The following is a 17,805-nucleotide window of genomic DNA, read 5'->3' on the forward strand; positions in this document are numbered from 1 at the left end:
CATCCCCGGGGTCGTCCTGTACGACCTCCCCGTCCACGGGGACAACCGCGGCTGGTTCAAGGAGAACTGGCAGCGCGAGAAGATGCTCGCCCTCGGGCTGCCGGACTTCGGGCCGGTGCAGAACAACATCTCCTTCAACGAGAAGGCCGGCACCACGCGCGGCATCCACGCGGAGCCCTGGGACAAGTACGTCTCGGTCGCGACCGGCAAGATCTTCGGCGCGTGGGTCGACCTGCGGGAGGGGCCCAGCTTCGGGGCGGTGTTCACCGCCGAGCTGGACCCGTCCAGGGCAATCTTCATCCCGCGCGGCGTGGGCAATGCATTCCAGACGCTCGAGGACGGCACGGCCTACTCCTACCTCGTCAACGACCACTGGTCGGCCGATGCGCAGGGGGAATACACCTTCCTGAACCTCGCGGACGAGACCGCGGCGATCGAGTGGCCGATCCCGCTCGAACAGGCCGAACTCTCCGACAAGGACCGCGCGCACCCGCAGCTTGCCGACGTGGCCCCGATGAAGGCAAAGAAGATCCTCGTCCTCGGGGCGGGCGGACAGCTCGGCAGGGCACTGCGCGCAGCCTACAACGACAAGGGCTCGCCCCAGTCCGTTGAGTTCGCCACCCGCGCAGATTTCGACCTCGCCGACCCGGCAGCGTACGCATCGAAGAACTGGTCCCAGTACTCCACGATCATCAACGCGGCCGCCTACACCGCCGTCGACCAGGCCGAGACCGCCGAAGGGCGCCGGCACGCGTGGGCGATCAACGTCACCGCAGTTGCGAAACTAGCGCGGATCGCCATCGAGCACCGCCTCACCCTCGTCCACATCTCGAGCGACTACGTGTTCGACGGCGCCATCGACATCCATGACGAAGAGGAGGCCTTCTCGCCCCTCGGCGTCTACGGCCAGACCAAGGCCGCTGGCGACGCCGTCGTCTCCGTAGTGCCGCGTCACTACATCGTTCGCACCTCCTGGGTGATCGGCGAAGGCAACAACTTCGTCCGCACCATGACGGCACTTGCAGAGCGCGGCGTGAAGCCGTCGGTGGTGAACGACCAGATCGGACGGCTGTCGTTTACCCAGGACATCGCCGCGGCCGTCCGCCACCTGCTCGAGACGCGGGCTTCGTACGGGACCTACAATGTCTCGAACGAGGGCGAGCCACGTTCGTGGGCGGACATTGCCCGCACGGTCTTCGAGCATGCCGGCCGCTCCGCCGACGATGTCACTTCGGTCTCGACCGCCGACTACTTCGCAGGCAACGCGGCTTCGGCCCCGAGGCCCCTGGCCAGCACCCTCAACCTCGGCAAGGTCCGCGCCGTGGGGTTCGTCGCCCCCGGGCAGGATGACAGGCTGAGCCCCGAGGTCGCGCCCACGGGGAACCATCGATGACCTCGCCTGCCTCCCGCCCGATCAACGATGGCCACGACCCCTATGAGAGACTGTTCCAGTGACTAAGACTTGGGTTGTCATCCCGATGTACAACGAGGCGACCGTCGTCGGGCGCGTCATCGAGGGGCTGCTCGGGACCCTTCCGAACGTCGTCTGCATCGATGATGGAAGCCGCGACGGCTCGGTGGCGGTCGCCCGCAACGCCGGCGCAGTCGTCGTCGAGCACCCTATGAACCTCGGCCAAGGAGCCGCACTACAGACCGGCATTGAGTACGCGCTGCAAGATCCCGAGATGGACTCCATTGTGACTTTTGACGCCGACGGCCAGCACCGCGTCGAGGACGCGGTGGCCATGGTCGAGCGTCTTCGGACCGAGTCGTTGGATGTCGTCCTCGGCTCGCGGTTCTTGGACACTCGGACGGAGCTCACGGCACTCAAACGGCTCGTGCTCAAGACCGCCGCCGTCCAGATGAAGCTCGCAACCGGGCTCGACCTCACGGACGCCCACAATGGGTTGCGCGTCCTTGGTCGCGACCTCGCGAGCAGGATCAACCTGACGCAGAACCGCATGGCCCACGCCTCCGAGCTCGTCCACCAGCTCGCGGGACTCAACGCGCGCTACGCCGAGCACCCCGTGCACATCATCTATACGGACTACTCCAAGGCCAAGGGCCAGTCCCTCCTCAACTCGGTGAATATAGTCGCCGACCTGTTCTTCAAGTAGGAGCCCTGACGTGATCGTCATCGTCCAGCTCGTTCTCGTCGTCGCGGTTGTCCTCGTTTCGCTCGCTCTCATGCGGGGCGGGTCGAACGCACGGCATCTGGCCATACGCCGCCTTCTGCTCATGGTGTTCGCGCTGGCCGCGGCCGTCTCCATCTTCATCCCCGAGATACTGACCCGCATTGCGCAGTTCTTTGGGATCGGCCGGGGCACGGACCTCGTGTTGTACGCGCTGATCCTGTGCTTCTTCGTGTTCACGTCGACCACCTATCAACGGTTCCGGCAGTCCGAGACGGCATTGACGCGGCTCGCGCGGCGCATCGCGCTCGATGAGGCGCCACGCCCCTGGCTCGACGACGAATCGCCCAGGCTCGCCCCGCCGGCGGCAGGCGATCCCAGCGCCACTGCGCCGCGGCCGTAGGCTCTTCCCCGCTCGACGAACGCCAAGCGAGGCTCCCATACGTCCCGCGAGAGCCTCCCCTTCGTCCGGGCGCAATCGGAGTGGGCGCGCTCGGCATCCTCAGGTGGACGGGTACCCCTGCGGATTGGACTCCTGCCAGCGCCAGTGGTCGGCGCACATGAGCTCGAAGGGGCGCACAGCCTTCCACCCCAGTTCCCTGAGGGCCTTCGACGGATCGGCGAGGCTCACGGCCACATCACCGGGGCGGCGCTCCACGATCTCATAGGGCACCGGCTTGCCCGCAGCTTCCGCGAACGCCCTGATCACCTCCAGCACCGATGTCCCACGCCCAGTGCCGAGGTTCCAAGTGAAGAGGCCGCTGTGCGATTCGAGGTACTCCAGCGCCGCGAGGTGGCCGGCGGCGAGGTCGACGACATGAATGTAGTCTCGCACCCCGGTCCCATCCGGCGTGTCATAGTCGTCCCCGAACACGCGGACCGACGGGCGCACGCCGACAGCAACTTGGGAGACAAACGGCACAAGGTTGTTGGGGGGGCCCACCGGGTCCTCCCCGATGCGGCCCGATTCGTGTGCGCCCACCGGGTTGAAGTAGCGGAGGACGGCGATGCGCCACGAAGAGTCCGACGCCGCGACGTCCTCTAGGATCTCCTCAATCTGCTGCTTAGTCCGGCCATAAGGATTCGTCGCGCCGCGGCGCATGTCTTCAAGCAGCGGCAGCGGGTTCTGCGGATCATAGACGGTCGCCGACGAGCTGAAGACCAGCGATTCCATGGAGTGCTTCTTCATGGCAGCAAGCAGGTTTAGCGTACCCACGACGTTGTTGACGTAGTACTGGTGCGGGATCTTGGTCGACTCCCCCACGGCCTTCAGACCTGCGAAGTGCACGACGGCGTCGGCCTCGAAGCCATCGAAGAAATCGTCGAGGGCCTCTACATCCAGCAAGTCTCCCCACGTGGTCCGGACCTCGCGGCCCGCAAGCTCTTGGACCCGTTCGAGAGACACCGGGCTCGAGTTACTCAGATTGTCATAGACAGCGACGTCGTGGCCATGTTCGAGAAGCTGCAGCACGGTATGCGAGCCGATGTAGCCGGCACCGCCGGTAACGATGATCCTCATGTCCTCAGGCTATCGGGACAGAACCCCTAAGGCTCAATCGCACTGCGCGCCCGCGCGCCGACCGCGAGGGCCGAATGACTACCGTCGAGCACCGACGGAACCCCCGGTTGGTATGCTGTTGGAGCCGCCGCCCGAACCACCCGAAGGATCTCCATGCCCGCACGCCCAGCCATCTCCGTCTGCATGGCCGCCTACAACGGCGCACTGCACATCCAGGAGCAGCTGGACTCCATTCTTGCCCAGCTCAGGGAGGGCGACGAGGTCGTGATTGTCGACGACGGATCGACCGATGGCACACGCGAGTGGCTCGGCTCCCTCGACGACCCAAGGGTGAAGGTCCACCTCAACGAGTCGAACCTTGGGTACGTCGGTAACTTCGAGAAGGCCCTGCGCCTCAGCCGGGGCGAGGTCGTCATGCTCTCGGATCAGGACGACGTATGGCTCCCCGGCCGGGTGGACGCCCTCGTGTCCGCGCTAGACGGCGCCGAGGCGGTCGCCTCCAACTTCAGCTACTTTGAGGGCACCCCGCGCCCGATCGAGCGGCTGCGCCTCAAGGACGGCACAGGTGGGCATCGGGTCCGTAACCTGCTGCGCCTGTGGATCGGCATAATCCCCTACTACGGCTGCGCGATGGCGTTTCGGCGCTCCTTCGTCGACGTCAGCCTGCCGTTCCCCTCGTTCCTGTTCGAGACGCATGACCAGTGGCTCGCGATGCTTGCCAACGTGCGCGGGTCCATGCATCACCTCGAACGCGAGACGCTCAGTCGCCGCCTGCACGAGAGCAACACAACACCCAAGTCTTTCCGCGGCCTCCGCCCCATCGTGAGGTCCCGGTGGATGCTCGGGAAAGCCTTTGTGGTGGCGCTTGGGCGCCGCTCGGCCTGACAGTCCCCAGGCCGCGGCGCCCAGAGCCATCCGGCGCTCCCGGCCATCTTCGCAGGGGGGGGCGGGGAGTGCCCTCTGGCAACGGCGTTAGCCGACGACGTGCTTGAGTAGCTTCTGCACCGATGCGCCCTGACCCGAGCTGAGCGCCTTGAAGACGAGCGATCCGGCGTTGAGGCGGCTCATGAGGTGCATATTTGCCGCCCGGGCAGCCTTCTCCCACCCTCGGGCTCGGAAGCGTTCGGACTGCCGTTGGAAGAACCGGCGCTCTTCCTCGAACCGTCGGCCGTCGAGGGCGCGCACCGAGGAGTCTGAGGCCGAGTGGCGGCGGTACAGGAACGCGAGCTCAGGGTCGACGACGAGTTCACCTCCGCGGTCGGCGACGTCGAGTAGCATGGCGAGATCCTGAACCACGTCAAGGCCCTCGGTGAACCCGATCTGCTGCACCGTCTCGGTCCGCCATGCGAGTGACGGGAAGTAAGTCCAGTTGGCCCTCAGGAGGCTCGCCGCAAGCTGCTCATGCGACAGGACCACCGGGGTGACCGAGCGCGGCGCGCACGCCTTCTTCACGCGGTCGACGAGTGGCATCACCGCGCTACCGTTCTCGTCGATGACCTGGACACCGGGCTGGACGATGACGGCCTGTGCGTGCGCCTCGAAGGAGCGGACAACGACGTCGAGGTAGTTGGGCAACATGATGTCGTCGGCACCCATGATCACAACGAACGGTGCCTGCGCCTGGGCGAGTGCCTTGCGGTAGTTGCCGTTGGCTCCGAGGTTCTGCTCGTTCTTCTGGTAGGAGACTCGCGGATCGTCGATGCCCGCGAAGAACTGCTCGGGCTCAGGACTGGGGTAACCGTCGTCAAAAACGTGTAGACGCCAGTCCTTGAAGTGCTGTGCCATCACGCTTCGCGCGGCAGCTTTCATCTGCTCGACGTCGCCGTAGTACGGCAGCATCACATCAACAGCAGTCATATTCTCGACAGTCCTTCCGTGCGGCGGTGCGATCGCCGAGCGTAGCGCCTCGGGTGATCGGCAACATTGGCTTCCTTCACAAACCCTATGCGATCACTGCGAGCGCGCAGCAAACCGGGACCCGGCCCCGCGCGTGTGCCTGTCCACGAGCTTCGCACCGGCAAGGGCCAAGCCCGCAGCGTACTCTAGGGTCGCCCGTGGGGTGATCTTCCGGCCCACGACACCGATCAGAAGGGTCCGGAGTGCCATCATCACATGGCGTGACGGTCCGAAGAGCACCGAGAGCTCGGCGGAGACGGCGGACTCGGGTACACGGCGGGCGAGTTCCGCGGCCATGACCTCTCTCCAGCCGACGCCCACGTCGTAGACGGTCGCCGCGATCGCGCGGGGCCCCCCTCCCCGCTCGGCCTTATAGGTCAACCGCAGCGCGTTCCGGAGCGACCTGATCGGCGAGAATGACTTCTCGCCCTCGCCGATGACGTTGGCACCATGCTGGATATAGTCCTGCACGACCACATCGAGCACCTCGGCCCCCGCCTGCGCCGCGGCGCACACGGCGAGCCAGTGGTCATGAAACTGGCTTGCCGAGTCCGACTGGGGGAACGGCAGCGCCAGATCGAGTACGTCACGTCGCAAGACGGTGGAGCCGCCGGTGAACTGGTTCTCGAGAACGAAGTAGCGGGGTTCGAGGCTCTTGCGCCTCGTGCTCTGGGATACCACGCGCTCTCCCGGCTGGGCGACTACGCGGCTCTGGCCCGAGACGAGCGAGCGGTCGGCAAGGGTGGGCAGGAGGCGCTCGAGCTTGGCCGGGTACCACCGATCGTCTTGGTCGCTGAGGGCGACCCAGCGCGCGGTGGGAGGGACCGCCGCCAGCCCCCGTTCGAAGTTGGCGTAGAAGCCCAGCCGGTTGTCGTACCCGATCACGCGGAATCTGGCATCGTCGCCCACCGCATCCCGGACTAGCGCCTCGACGTCAGCGGCACCGCCGTCGGCCGTGATGAGGCAGTCGAAATCCCGTATGGTCTGGTTCTGGATCGAGGCCAGCTGGACCCTGAACAAGTCCGCTGGAGGCCGGTAGGCGGCGAGGACGATAGCCCCGTGGCCCAAGGACTCCGCGCCTTCTGCCCGTCCGCCCCCATCCTGTCTTTGCACACGCCGAGGATACCAGCAAGGCCCGGGCGGCCCCATCCGGGAGGTCCATTAGACTGAAGTGTTCCCTCAAACTCATGGAAGGCCGCGGTCGATGACCTCAGGCAGTGTCTACGGCGTAGCCGTCGTGGTGCCCATGTTCAGCCCGGACCAAGCGTCGATCGCACAGGTCGCGGGACTCGCCAGGCAGGCCGAGCGGGTCGTCCTGGTCAACGACAACCCGGCGGACAGCGAGTGGGCTGACGCCTTCACGCCCGCCGCCAACGTCGAGATCGTCAGGCACGCAGAGAACCGTGGCATCGCCGCCGCGCTGAACACGGGCACCGCCGCAGCGCTCGCACATCCCTCGACAAGGTTCGTGCTCACCCTCGACCAGGACTCGATTCTGCCCGAGGGCTACATTGCCGCATTCATCGCGGAGCACGCTTCGAGGACCTTCCGCGGCGAGGAGGTGGGCATCCTCTGTCCGGAGCGCATGAACGGCCGCCCAGTTGCTACCCGCTGGCGCACGCGCGAGCCATACGACCCCATGCAGTCCGGGATGGTCATCCCGATCGAGACCTTCGGCCGTGTCGGCACCTTCGACGAATCACTATTCATCGACGCCGTGGACTCGGAATTCACGCTTCGGACACGGAGGGCGGGCCTGCCCGTGGTGAGCGTTCCCGGTAGCGATCTGGCACACGGGCTCGGGAGACAGACCGCCGCGTCGCTATTCGGCAAGACTATTACTTGGAGGGGGAGCACCAAGCACTTCTCATCGCACTCCCCAGCACGGCTTTACTACATCAGCCGCAACCACCTCCGCGTGAACCTGCGATACGCCACCGTGGACCCCCGGTGGGTGGTTCGACGCGTCTACGAGGACCTCAAGCTGATTGGCATCAATGTGGCCTTCGGGTCCGATCCCGCGAAATCGATCAGGGCCGCGGCAACTGGCCTGGTGCATGCGCTCCTGCGCCGCTCGGGGCCGATTCCGCCCGGACTGGCGGAGCGTCTGGCCTCATGAGGGGGCCGGGCGCGGCGCAGCCGGCCGGGACCGGGCTGCGCCCGTGTGTGCGGCCTAGCGGGGCGCAACCGACGTTCCGACGGGACGGTACTCGCCCGGCATCACGGCCCGCGGCGAACGTGTGAGACCCTCCCACACTCCGCGGGTCAGCGCCGACGCCCACGTCCTCTTGGACCGAGCGGCGGCGAAGATGGTGAGCGCGAAGGCAAGGACCCGCAGGGACTTCACGGCGGGATTTCCTTCCCACACCCCCTGACCTTCGGAGAGCTTACTGAGCCAGATGTGGTTCCGGACGTAGTAGAAAAGCCGTCCGGCCATGTCCGGGTTCGCGGGCTTGGCGGGGTGCCGGACGACGCTGCCCGGCACGTACACTCCGATAGATCGGCTAGCGAGTCGGCGGGTGTACTCCGCGTCGTCGAACCAGATGAAGAAGTCCGCGTACGGCAGAGGCATCGTCCGGGCCTGCTCGAGGTTGACGAGCAGGCCGACGAACGTCGCCTGGGTGACTGCCAGGGCCCCGTGCGCACTCGCCCGGATCTGCTTCTGCGGGTCGGGATCGACGACGGCGGGATGGCCAGGGTTGGGCGCGGTGCCCTCCTCGTCGGTCACCTGGGCGGCAACGAAGCCGGCATTGAGGTCCCGGTCCAACGCCACCTCGACGAGCGGTGCCAGGCTTCCGGGCGCCGGATTAGCATCGTCGTCCATGAGCCAACCGAAAGTGTGGCCACGCTCGATGGCAGTCTGGATGCCCCACGCGAAACCGCCAGCGCCTCCGAGGTTGGCACCCGTCTCGGAGAGTGTGACGGAGGGAAACTCCTTGCGCACCATATCGGGGCTGCCGTCCGTGGAACCGTTCTCAATAACGATGATCTCGTCAAGGGCCTCGCCCTGGATTTCGAGGGATGCGAGGCATTGCCGCAGCAAGTCCTTGCGATTGTATGAAACGACGACCGCCGCGACACTCACTGTTGTACCTCTTTCATGGTGGGCGAACTCCCGCCCAGACGTGGATTACCGTGATGCCCGGGGTTCCCTCCGCCGGGCCACTCGACTGAGCCGCCCAGCGTCTCACGGTACCAAACCCGAGTCGGCCGACGCGGCCCGGCGCCCGGCTCACGCACAGGCGGTGATCTCCAGCAGCCGCGCGTCCCCGACGTGGTCGACGACGCGGGCGACACCGTCTGAGTCGAGGAAGCGAAGCCCGTCGAAGCTGTGGTGGGTACCGCCACCGATCTCGCGCGTGCCAAAATCCAGGACGTAGCGGACACCGGTCTGCTGCACGACCCGGCAGACGCGCGGGTCAGTCTTAGCGTTCTTCAGCGACGCATCCAGGAACTCGACGTCCGCGGGAGTCCTGGCCAACAGATGGAACTGCTCGGGCTCGCGGTCTGCGAGCGCGAATACGAGCGAGGTCCCGGTCCACGGATTGCCGAGGAGGCGCGCACCGGTGGGCACCGTCGTCGGGATTCTCTCCAACAGGGCGCGTTCATCCTTGGACAGAAGGGGCGCGTCGGCACCGAGCACGTAATTGGTCTTTGCCTTGGACACGGCGGAGACCACGTTGGGGCCCTGCCCGACGGCGAAGGCCGCGACAGCTACAACCAGCGCAGCCCGCCGGGCCTTTGCCGTACGCCCAGAATTCCACGGAACCGCGCATGCGGCCCATCGGGCGATCCCGAGGACGCCAGCGACGATCAGGGGGGTGAGGGCGACCGGCAGGAGCGCAGCGAGTCGGTAGGGATCGTTGTACCACGGGCCGGTCACGGTCCGACGGATGGGGAGGGCATCGATGGCGCTGACGTTGACGAAGAGATAGATCGCCACGGCTGCCGTCCCGACGGCCCACAGGGTGCGTCGTCGACGCAGGAGGACCACCGCGCCGACCACGAGGAGGATCGCCGCGACCGGGCTCGAGGCTTGGCCCATCGGCGCCACCGTGAACGCCTCCCCGACCGCCTGAGCGCGGGTCTCCCACGGGTTCCAGAACGTCGAGGGATCGGGACGGGCAAGGACCCACAGCGCACCGGTTATCGCGATCGCCACCGTGGTCGCCGCGGCGACGGGCCATTGTGCCACGGCCACCGCCCGCCGGGCCCGCCACATGCGCCACAGAGCGGCGGCGAAAGGCGGCCAGCCAAACGCGACGAGCGCATGGATGCCCGAGGGATGGACCAACGCCACGCCGGGCAAGGCGAACGCGAGCGCCGCGGCAGCCTGCAGGGGGGGCAGTCCCGCGGCCGTCGTCAGACGGAGAGCCTGGACCAGCAGCGCCAGACAAGCAGGCAGCATCGCAACGACCAGCATGTTCGGGAAGAGCACACCGAAGTCCACAAGCAGCACCGGGAATGCGCCGAACGCGGTTGCCGCAAGGCCGGCCACGACGGGCACAGCGCGGCCCTCGCCCACAACTTGGCGGGAGAGCCAGACGCACCCGGGGACCCAGACCGCCGCAGCGAAGGCGACAGTGGAGCAGAAGATGGCGGCCGGCGGTTCCAGCGAGCCGAGGAGAGCGGTCGCGGACACCAGTGCGTGCCATCCCGCGGGATAGAAACCGCTCCCGATCATTTGGCCGAGCGAGAGGCTCGACGCCGACCCCGTGACCTCGATCCACCGGATTGCATTCAGATGGAACACCGCATCGATCGTCTGTGAGATGCTGTTCGGCGAACCCCACACGATCGAGAGCACCACGATTTGCCCGACCGCTCCGATCCCGAGGCCTGCCCATTCGGCTCCTGAGACACGCGGGCGCTCCGGCCGGGCATCCGGCGAGGGGCGGAAGAACCGCCGTCGGACTGTAAACACTGCCGCGGCCACCACCAGAGACACGAGAAGAAGCGGTCCAGGTCCCCACGGGACCCGCACCGCGGCGCACGCCTCGGCCGCGATGACAGTGACCGTGGCCGTGAACAGTGGCACCACGGCGACCGAGCCGAGCCCACGCAGGCCAGCTGCCAGTGCTACGAGGCCTCCCGGAACGAGCACAACTGCGAGTGCCGCCACGACCCCCTCGGTCGCACTAAGCCATTCCACCGTCACTGCCCGCCTGTCTGTCGAAGTAGTTGAGCTGTCTGCCGCCCGTGAGCGGTCTCAGCCGAGATCACACACCGCACACGGTGAGCCTGAGGAGCTTGGCCGCGCCCTGCTGGTCCACTGTCACGGCGACCCCGCTCTCCTCTAGGTGGTAGAGACCCTCATAGGTGTGATGGAGATCGTGGAACTCCCTCAGTCCGAAGTCCAACACGTACTTCACTCCGAGCCGGTGCACCGCATCGCACACCGCTGGCATGTCCCGCGCCCACCTCAGGCTCGTGTTCAGGAGCCGGACATCGTCGCCGGCATTCGAGTAGACGTGCAGTTCCGTGGCCCGTCGCCCCGAATAGGCGTAGACGAGGGCGGTGCCAGTCCACGGGTTCCCGATGATGACGTCGGACGGCGCGACGTGCATGGTCACGCGCTGCAGGATCTGGGCCTCGTCCGAGCTCAGCAACTCCGAGGAACTGTTGAGGAAGTACCGAGGCTGGGTGTCCCATACCGCGCGCCGCATGTTCCCCATCTGCCCGTCGACCATCACTAGCGCTAGGACCACGACCGCGACTGCGGGCGACCGCCATCTGGGCGCGAGACCCGCGAGCACCGCAATGGGCCGTGCTTGCGCCCAGCGCCCCATCAGCCAAGTGGCGAGGGCCTGCGCCCGCTGCACGATCTGCACGACTCCGACTACGGCGATCGGCGCCATCGCGACCGGAAGGAGTGCCGCAAGTCGGTAGGCGTCGTTGTACCAGACCCCCGTGAAGTACTCCCGGAAGGGGATCCTGTCGAAGGAGGTGACGGCGATGAACAGGAAGGCGGCGACGGCGATGACCCCGAGGGGCCACCGGTGCCGGTGCTTGGCGATGTCGACGCAGCCGACGATGAACGCGATCGTCAGTGCGCCGCCAACCGATGCCCCCATCGGAGCCCCGAGGACGATCTGGCCAAACGCCTGCGCCATGGTCTGCATAGGTGGCCCCTGCGCGAGGCCCGGCTCGGGACGGAACGCCCACCACAGTACGCCTGTGCCGACCGCGAGGACTAGGACGAGCAGCGTGCTGAATGCGATGGCCATGCCCCTCGATGATCCGCGGCCGACCAGCCATCTCACAGCTTGCGGCACCGCTATGAGCACTAGGGGCCACGCGAATGCAACCAGTGCCATGGCCGCTCCCGGGTGGGCCAGGGCGAGGCCCGGCGAGCCGAAGGCCAGCAGGATCAGCGCCCTCAGCTGCGCCACGGGTGGCTCGCCGCGTACAGCGCCTTGGCCAAGGGCCCGCGCCGCGAGCGCCAGCATCCCGGGCAGAAGCGAGATGGACAGCTGGTTCGGGTAGAGCACTCCCCACATGGTCAGGAGCATTGGGTGGGCCGGGTAGCCTGCGGCGACGACGCCCACGGTGATAGCGGCCAGACGCGATTTCGGGAGAATCTGGCGCATCAGGAAGAACAGCCCCATCGGCCAGACGACGGCCGAGATGACGATCGTAAATGACGAGACGACCACCGGGATGGACGCGCCGGAGACCTCCAGAATGAGCGCCCCGAAAGCATGCCAGACAGACGGGTAGAAGGGACTTCCGTTCATGTCCCCCACCGTCAGGGGGGACGCCGAGCCGGTGTCCACGATGTATCGGATGGCGTTGAGGTGGAAGATGTTGTCAGTCGTCTGGGAGATGTGGTCCGGGGCACCGAAGACGCGCAACATCTGCTGCCCAATCAGAACGAATCCGATCAGGACCCCGCCCAATGCCGCCGCGACCGCCTGAAAGGGGGCCCTCGAGAGTCCATAGGGCAGCGCCCGGCGCCAGATCATCGCCGCCACGGCGCCGGCAGCAGCCACGACGCCGGTGGCGGCCGCGAAGTAGCCTGGCGTCCACCGGATGCCGAGGTACGGCCCGGCGATGGACGCGACCGCCACCACGGATGCAGACAGCACCGGGGCGACCCCGAACAGCTCGGCCCCCCTGAGGCGCATGCAGATACCGACCGCCAAGCCCGGCACCAGCAGAACTACCACTGCGCCAAGGAACGCAGGAATAGCCTCGATCCAACTCACTCGAATGGTCCCTCGTGTTGGTCCATCAGATGTCCGCGCTCCGGCGTCTTAGCTCGGCCACGACGTCGTGCACCTCGCCGTCCATGACGACCCGTCCGTGCTCGAGCAGTATGCCGCGCTCGCAGATGGTTGAAACGAGATCGAGGTCGTGGCTCACCACGAAGAGCGTCTTGCCCGCGCCGGCGAGCTCCTTGATTTTCGCAATGCACTTCCTCTGGAACGGCTCGTCGCCGACAGCGAGGATCTCGTCAATCAGGAAAACCTCGGGATCGGTGTGCACCGCGATGCTGAACGCGAGGCGCAGATACATACCGGACGAGTAGAACTTGACCTCGGTGTCGATGAACTCCCCGATCTCAGAGAACTCGACGATCGAGTCAAACTTCCCATCGATCTGCTGCTCGCTCATACCGAGGATGGCGCCGTTGAGGTAGACGTTGTCGCGGCCGCTCAGGTCGTGATGGAAGCCCGCCCCTACCTCGATGAGTCCGGCCACGCGACCACGAGTGCGCACCGACCCGGAGTCGGGCTGGAGGACGCCGGAGATAAGTTTGAGGAGCGTCGACTTCCCGGAGCCGTTGAGCCCCACGAGCGCCACGGTCTCCCCCTCCTCGACTTGAAAAGATACACTCTTGAGCGCATCGAACTTCTTCGAGATGTCGCCCCGGCGGCCGCGAACCACCCACATCAGCGCCTCTTTGAGCGACCGCGTGTGGCGGAGGACGAACTCCTTTCGGACGTCCTGAACCGTGATCGCAGTCTTCGTCGTCACCGCGTGCTCAACCATTCACAGCTCCTGCGCAAACCGGACAGACAGACGGGCGAATGTCACCTGTCCGATGAACAGGACTAGAAGGGTGACAGCTGCTGTCAGCGGAAGCCAGAAACCGAACAATCCTGGCACTTCGGCCGCTGCCGAGGCGGCGAGCTGCTCTGCATCGAGCGTCGGACGCCAGAATGCCCAGTGGAAGATCTCGACTCCAACCGTCATCGGGTTCAGCTGGTAGACATTGAACCAGGGCCCGAGGACATGCTGCACCTGGCTCCACAGGTATAGGACCGGTGAGGCCCACGTGACCATCATGATGAGCAGGTCAACAAGGTTCTCAGAGTCACGGAAGTAGACGTTGACGGCGCCGAACAGGAGACCGAGACCCACAGCGAGGACCGCAACCATCGCGAACGCGCCGACGAGCGCCAACACCGACCAGACCGTGGGAACCCAGCCGAAAAAGAGGCAGACAGCCAGCAGGATGACCACCTGCGGCAGGAAGTGGACGGCAGAGACCCACACGCTCGCCACCGGGAACAGCTCGCGCGGCAGGTAGATCTTGCGGATAAGATCGCGGTTGCCCACTATAGAACGGGTCGCGTTGCCGAGGGCCTCAGTGAAGAAGTTGACGAGCACGATGCCCGCGAACAGGTAGATCGGATAGTTCGGGGTGGAACCCTGAACGTTGAGGAACAGCCCGAGCGCCACGTAGAAGACAATGAACTGCAGTCCCGGCTTCATATAGGACCACAGGATGCCCAACGCCGATCCGCGGTAGCGGACCTTGATCTCCTTGCGCACCAAGAGCTTGAGCAGGAACCTGTTGGCGTAGACATCCCGCAGACCTCGACCGCGCCCCGGGTGGGAAAGCCCCTCCTCGGGGTGCTCAACGGACATCTCGGTCATTGCGGTGCTCCGGCCTCCACGGGGGCGGGCCCCTCCGAGCGGTTCTGATGAGAGTCCGAAACAGTGTGCCGCTCGAAAGTGGCGCGCCACGCCTCGAATGAGGTTGCCTGAGGCATGCCTGCGCGATAGCGGTCGGCCAGCACCTCCCATTCGCGGTACATCCGGCTGTGAAGCCGGCCCGAGGTTGCGAGCATCGAGCGGAGCAGGTCGGGCCTACGCCGGTACCACGAGGCACCCGTTCCCTCGGCGTTGGAAACCACCACGCTGTCGTAGCCAGCGAGCCTCCACCACTTGTTGTCGCGGTGAGCGAGGAAGCCCTGAGGCCGCTCGGCGGCATCGTCCGCGGGCGCCTTAAGCAGTTGCCGTCCTACCGTCTTGACAGCCCAGGGAATGAGCTGCTTCTTGGTGGGGGCGACGGCCGGACCGGTCAGCGCCATGCCAGCCGCCGGTGCCGGGAAGTCGTCGACGTCCTCCTTGACCTGAGCATCCGGGAACTCGGCTCGAAGCGCATTGATCTCGGGCAGCTTCGTGGCGAGGTCCTCATGCAGGGCTTCGGGGCCCTTGAACAGGTCCTGAAGAGCATGAATGCGGCCCTGCTGGGTGAAGTACTGCATCGAGATCAGGTGCTTGACGTCGTTCTGCACCGACTCCCGCAGAACACGGCCGCTCTTCGGGTGGTCGCTGTGCAGGAGTGCCGTGATCGTGCGGTTCCGCTCGTGGAAGTACGCCTGCCAACCCACGAGGTCGTCCTTGTCAACCCACGAGACGTGCCACACCGCGGCCCCTGGCAGGCTCACAGTGCTGTAGCCAGCCTTCCGTGCACGCAGGCCGTACTCCGAATCGTCCCACTTGATGAAGACGGGCATCGAGAGCCCAATTTCCCGGATGACCGTGGTGGGGATGAGGCACATCCACCATCCGTTGTAGTCCACGTCCGTGCGCCGGTGGAGCCACGGGGTCTGGCGGAGGTTGGATCGGGCAAAGTCATGTCCGAGGTCCATGTCGTCGTGTGGGAGGGCGGGCTGCACCCTGTACAGGTCCACCACCTCACCGAACGTATGGAGCACGGTGCGGCTGTAGAGGTCGAACATGTGGCCACCCACGAGGGTCGGCTTCCGGCAAAGATCTGCGAACGTCACGAGGCGCGCAATGCTTTCGGGCTCGATCACCACGTCGTCGTCCAATAGCAGTGCGTAGTCGTGGCCATTCTCGACCGCCTCGAACATCCCACGAGCGAACCCGCCGGACCCGCCGAGGTTCGCCTGGTTGATAATGCGAAGCCTGCCGTCCAGGGCCGCCTCAAGCTCAGGGAAGTCGGCGTGGTCCTGTACCTTCTGCGTCCCCTGGTCCACGATGAGGATCTGCTTCACAGAATCGAGCCGCTCGAGACTACCGGCGAGAACGCGCAGGTTGTCGATGCAGTACTGCGGCTTGTTCATCGTCGTGATCTGGAGAGTGACCGAGCTGGCGCGCCGAGCCGCGCGCGCGCCGTCGACCGCCCCCTCCCAGCGCGCCTCGACAAGCTCAAGACCGTCACTGCTCGCGTTGAGATCGAACCAATACCAGCCACCGTCGCCAAAGGGCTTGAGCGTGAGCTCGACCGACGTCGTCGACTTCCCCTCGACCAACTCGCCGTGGACTCGCTGGATCGCCCCGCGGGCGTTGGACTTGTAGACGACGACGGAACCGCGTCCTCGCGTCCGAACCACGAGACGGACGTCGCGTACAGTCGTCCAACGGCGCCAGTAGCTTGCCGGAAAAGCATTGAAGTAGGTGCCAAACGAAACATGCTGACCCGGACGAACCGTCATCGATTCACGGGACAGAAAATCCTCATAGTGTGCCTCAGCAGCACTCGAAGCAACGAGGTTGAGCTTCTCGTTCTTTGCTTTAGGACGGCGGTACATGCCGTCGTCCTCGACGAGACGCACGCCTTGGGCTGTACCTGCGTCGGCGTAGAGCGGAACCACGTCGGTCTGCGTCTCAAACGGAAGGATGACCCTCTGCAGGAGGGACCAACTGGCGTCGTTTGTCACGCGTCCACGCCCCCGCTCTCTAGCTTCTCGCCGCCTTCGAAGTGCGGCTTGATCTTGTTCTCGTACATCGACAGCGCGGAGCCGATGGCCATGTGCATGTCAAGGTACTTGTAGGTTCCGAGGCGGCCGCCGAACAGGACATTGTCCTCGGCCTTCGCGAGGTCGCGGTAGGCGAGCAGCTTGGCGCGGTCGGCCTCAGTGTTGACCGGGTAGTAGGGCTCATCGCCCTTCTCCGCGAAGCGCGAGAACTCGCGCATGATGATGGTCTTATCCGTCTGATAATTGCGCTCGGGGTGGAAGTGGCGCGGCTCGATGATGCGCGTGTACGGGACCTCGGCGTCGTTGTAGTTCACAACGGACGTGCCCTGGAAGTCACCGGTGTTCAGGACTTCCTTCTCGAAATCGATCGTGCGCCACGAGAGGTCACCCTCGGCGTAGTCGAAGTACTTGTCAACGGCGCCCGTGTAGATCACCGGGACGTTGCCGACCGTGTTGCCTTTGCTGATCGGCTGCGACTCGTCGAAGAAGTCCGTGGAGAGCGTGACGGTGATGTTCGGGTGGTCCGCCATCCGCTCGATCCACGCCGTGTAACCCTGTGTCGGGAGGCCTTCGTACGTGTCGTTGAAGTACCGGTTGTCGTACGTGTAGCGCACCGGAAGGCGGGAGATGATCCCCGCGGGCAGGTCCTTGGGATCGGTCTGCCACTGCTTGCCCGTGTAGTGCTTGATGAAGGCCTCGTACAGGGGCCGGCCGATGAGCTGGATGCCCTTGTCATTGAGGTTCTGCGGATCCGTCCCTGCGAGCTCGCCCGCCTGGTCCGCAATGAGCGCGCGGGCCTCCGCCGGCGTGTAGTTCGCACGGAAGAACTGGTTGATCGTGCCGAGGTTGATCGGCAGCGGGAAGACCTCGCCCTTGTGCACGCCGTAGACCCGGTGCACGTAGTTGGTGAAGGTGGTGAACCTGTTGACGTAGTCCCAGACCTTCTCGTTAGAGGTGTGGAACAGGTGCGCGCCGTAGCGGTGCACCTCGATCCCGGTCTGCGCCTCGGTCTCGCTGTACGCGTTGCCACCGATGTGGTCGCGACGGTCGATCACCGTCACGTTGAGGCCAAGCTCGGTGGCCGCCCTCTCTGCGATGGTTAGACCGAAGAATCCGGATCCGACAACGACGAGGTCTGCAGTCAAGGTGTCTCCCTGTGAGGTGGCTGCCCGCGGGCGTAGATGTGCCCGGCGGTCAAGTGTCCGGGGTTCAGATTACCGGAGTCGCAGGAGGTTGTCGGAATTGGCCGTGGTTCGGGCCCGCCGGCGGTGGTTCGGCGATGTTATCCACAACCGGC

The 17,805-nt window shown here is 65.6% G+C and carries 15 protein-coding genes; 5 read left to right on the forward strand and 10 right to left on the reverse strand.

Features of this window, described 5'->3' with window-relative positions; genetic code table 11:
- Position 1: 1 nt before the first annotated feature.
- Genes RBS60_RS12290 through RBS60_RS12300 form a run of 3 tightly spaced genes read left to right on the forward strand, consistent with a single transcriptional unit; the run spans position 2 to position 2,535 of the window.
- The gene (locus RBS60_RS12290; RefSeq protein WP_307957854.1) at positions 2–1,393 is read left to right on the forward strand and encodes a bifunctional dTDP-4-dehydrorhamnose 3,5-epimerase family protein/NAD(P)-dependent oxidoreductase; all 1,392 of its coding nucleotides are present in this window, start codon (positions 2–4) and stop codon (positions 1,391–1,393) included.
- 58 nt (positions 1,394–1,451) lie between these two features.
- A complete protein-coding gene (locus RBS60_RS12295; protein ID WP_307957855.1) occupies positions 1,452–2,117 on the forward strand; it encodes a glycosyltransferase family 2 protein in 666 nt (221 codons plus the stop codon).
- Between the two features lie 10 nt (positions 2,118–2,127).
- Positions 2,128–2,535 carry a DUF2304 domain-containing protein gene (locus tag RBS60_RS12300; RefSeq protein ID WP_307957856.1) on the forward strand — a complete coding sequence of 136 codons (408 nt, stop codon included), beginning with the start codon at positions 2,128–2,130 and terminating at the stop codon, positions 2,533–2,535.
- A gap of 99 nt (positions 2,536–2,634) precedes the next feature.
- Here the strand turns inward: RBS60_RS12300 and galE are convergent, their stop codons facing one another.
- Complete coding sequence (galE, locus tag RBS60_RS12305; protein WP_307957857.1) at positions 2,635–3,651, reverse strand: UDP-glucose 4-epimerase GalE; 1,017 nt, start codon at positions 3,649–3,651, stop codon at positions 2,635–2,637.
- A 153-nt stretch (positions 3,652–3,804) separates the two neighbouring features.
- On the opposite strand from galE, the gene RBS60_RS12310 reads away from it, so the two are divergent.
- The gene (locus tag RBS60_RS12310; protein WP_307957858.1) at positions 3,805–4,536 is read left to right on the forward strand and encodes a glycosyltransferase; all 732 of its coding nucleotides are present in this window, start codon (positions 3,805–3,807) and stop codon (positions 4,534–4,536) included.
- An 87-nt stretch (positions 4,537–4,623) separates the two neighbouring features.
- Here the strand turns inward: RBS60_RS12310 and RBS60_RS12315 are convergent, their stop codons facing one another.
- Positions 4,624–5,508 (reverse strand): glycosyltransferase family A protein, encoded by an 885-nt coding sequence (locus tag RBS60_RS12315; RefSeq protein WP_307957859.1) that lies wholly within the window; start codon positions 5,506–5,508, stop codon positions 4,624–4,626.
- 93 nt (positions 5,509–5,601) lie between these two features.
- Complete coding sequence (locus RBS60_RS12320; RefSeq protein WP_307957860.1) at positions 5,602–6,660, reverse strand: glycosyltransferase; 1,059 nt, start codon at positions 6,658–6,660, stop codon at positions 5,602–5,604.
- 91 nt (positions 6,661–6,751) lie between these two features.
- Between RBS60_RS12320 and RBS60_RS12325 the strand changes: the two genes are divergently transcribed.
- A complete protein-coding gene (locus RBS60_RS12325) occupies positions 6,752–7,666 on the forward strand; it encodes a glycosyltransferase (RefSeq protein WP_307957861.1) in 915 nt (304 codons plus the stop codon).
- A 54-nt stretch (positions 7,667–7,720) separates the two neighbouring features.
- On the opposite strand, the gene RBS60_RS12330 is transcribed toward RBS60_RS12325, so the two are convergent.
- The 7 genes from RBS60_RS12330 to glf all read right to left on the reverse strand — a co-directional run bounded on the left by RBS60_RS12330 (position 7,721) and on the right by glf (position 17,653).
- A complete protein-coding gene (locus RBS60_RS12330; RefSeq protein WP_307957862.1) occupies positions 7,721–8,632 on the reverse strand; it encodes a glycosyltransferase family 2 protein in 912 nt (303 codons plus the stop codon).
- Between the two features lie 147 nt (positions 8,633–8,779).
- Positions 8,780–10,669 (reverse strand): DUF6541 family protein, encoded by a 1,890-nt coding sequence (locus RBS60_RS12335; protein WP_307957863.1) that lies wholly within the window; start codon positions 10,667–10,669, stop codon positions 8,780–8,782.
- A 97-nt stretch (positions 10,670–10,766) separates the two neighbouring features.
- Positions 10,767–12,755: a DUF6541 family protein gene (locus tag RBS60_RS12340; RefSeq protein ID WP_307957864.1), complete on the reverse strand. Its 1,989-nt coding sequence runs from the start codon at positions 12,753–12,755 to the stop codon at positions 10,767–10,769.
- 25 nt (positions 12,756–12,780) lie between these two features.
- Positions 12,781–13,542, reverse strand: coding sequence for an ABC transporter ATP-binding protein (locus RBS60_RS12345; RefSeq protein WP_307957865.1), 762 nt, complete (start codon positions 13,540–13,542; stop codon positions 12,781–12,783).
- A complete protein-coding gene (locus tag RBS60_RS12350) occupies positions 13,543–14,424 on the reverse strand; it encodes an ABC transporter permease (RefSeq protein ID WP_307958040.1) in 882 nt (293 codons plus the stop codon).
- A 5-nt stretch (positions 14,425–14,429) separates the two neighbouring features.
- Complete coding sequence (locus RBS60_RS12355; protein WP_307957866.1) at positions 14,430–16,469, reverse strand: glycosyltransferase; 2,040 nt, start codon at positions 16,467–16,469, stop codon at positions 14,430–14,432.
- Positions 16,466–17,653, reverse strand: a complete 1,188-nt coding sequence (glf, locus tag RBS60_RS12360; RefSeq protein WP_307957867.1) for a UDP-galactopyranose mutase — start codon at positions 17,651–17,653, stop codon at positions 16,466–16,468. The genes RBS60_RS12355 and glf overlap by 4 nt, the downstream gene beginning before the upstream one ends.
- Between the last annotated feature and the right edge of the window lie 152 nt (positions 17,654–17,805).

The sequence above is a fragment of the Sinomonas sp. ASV486 genome (assembly GCF_030908215.1).
Lineage (GTDB): Bacteria > Actinomycetota > Actinomycetes > Actinomycetales > Micrococcaceae > Sinomonas > Sinomonas puerhi.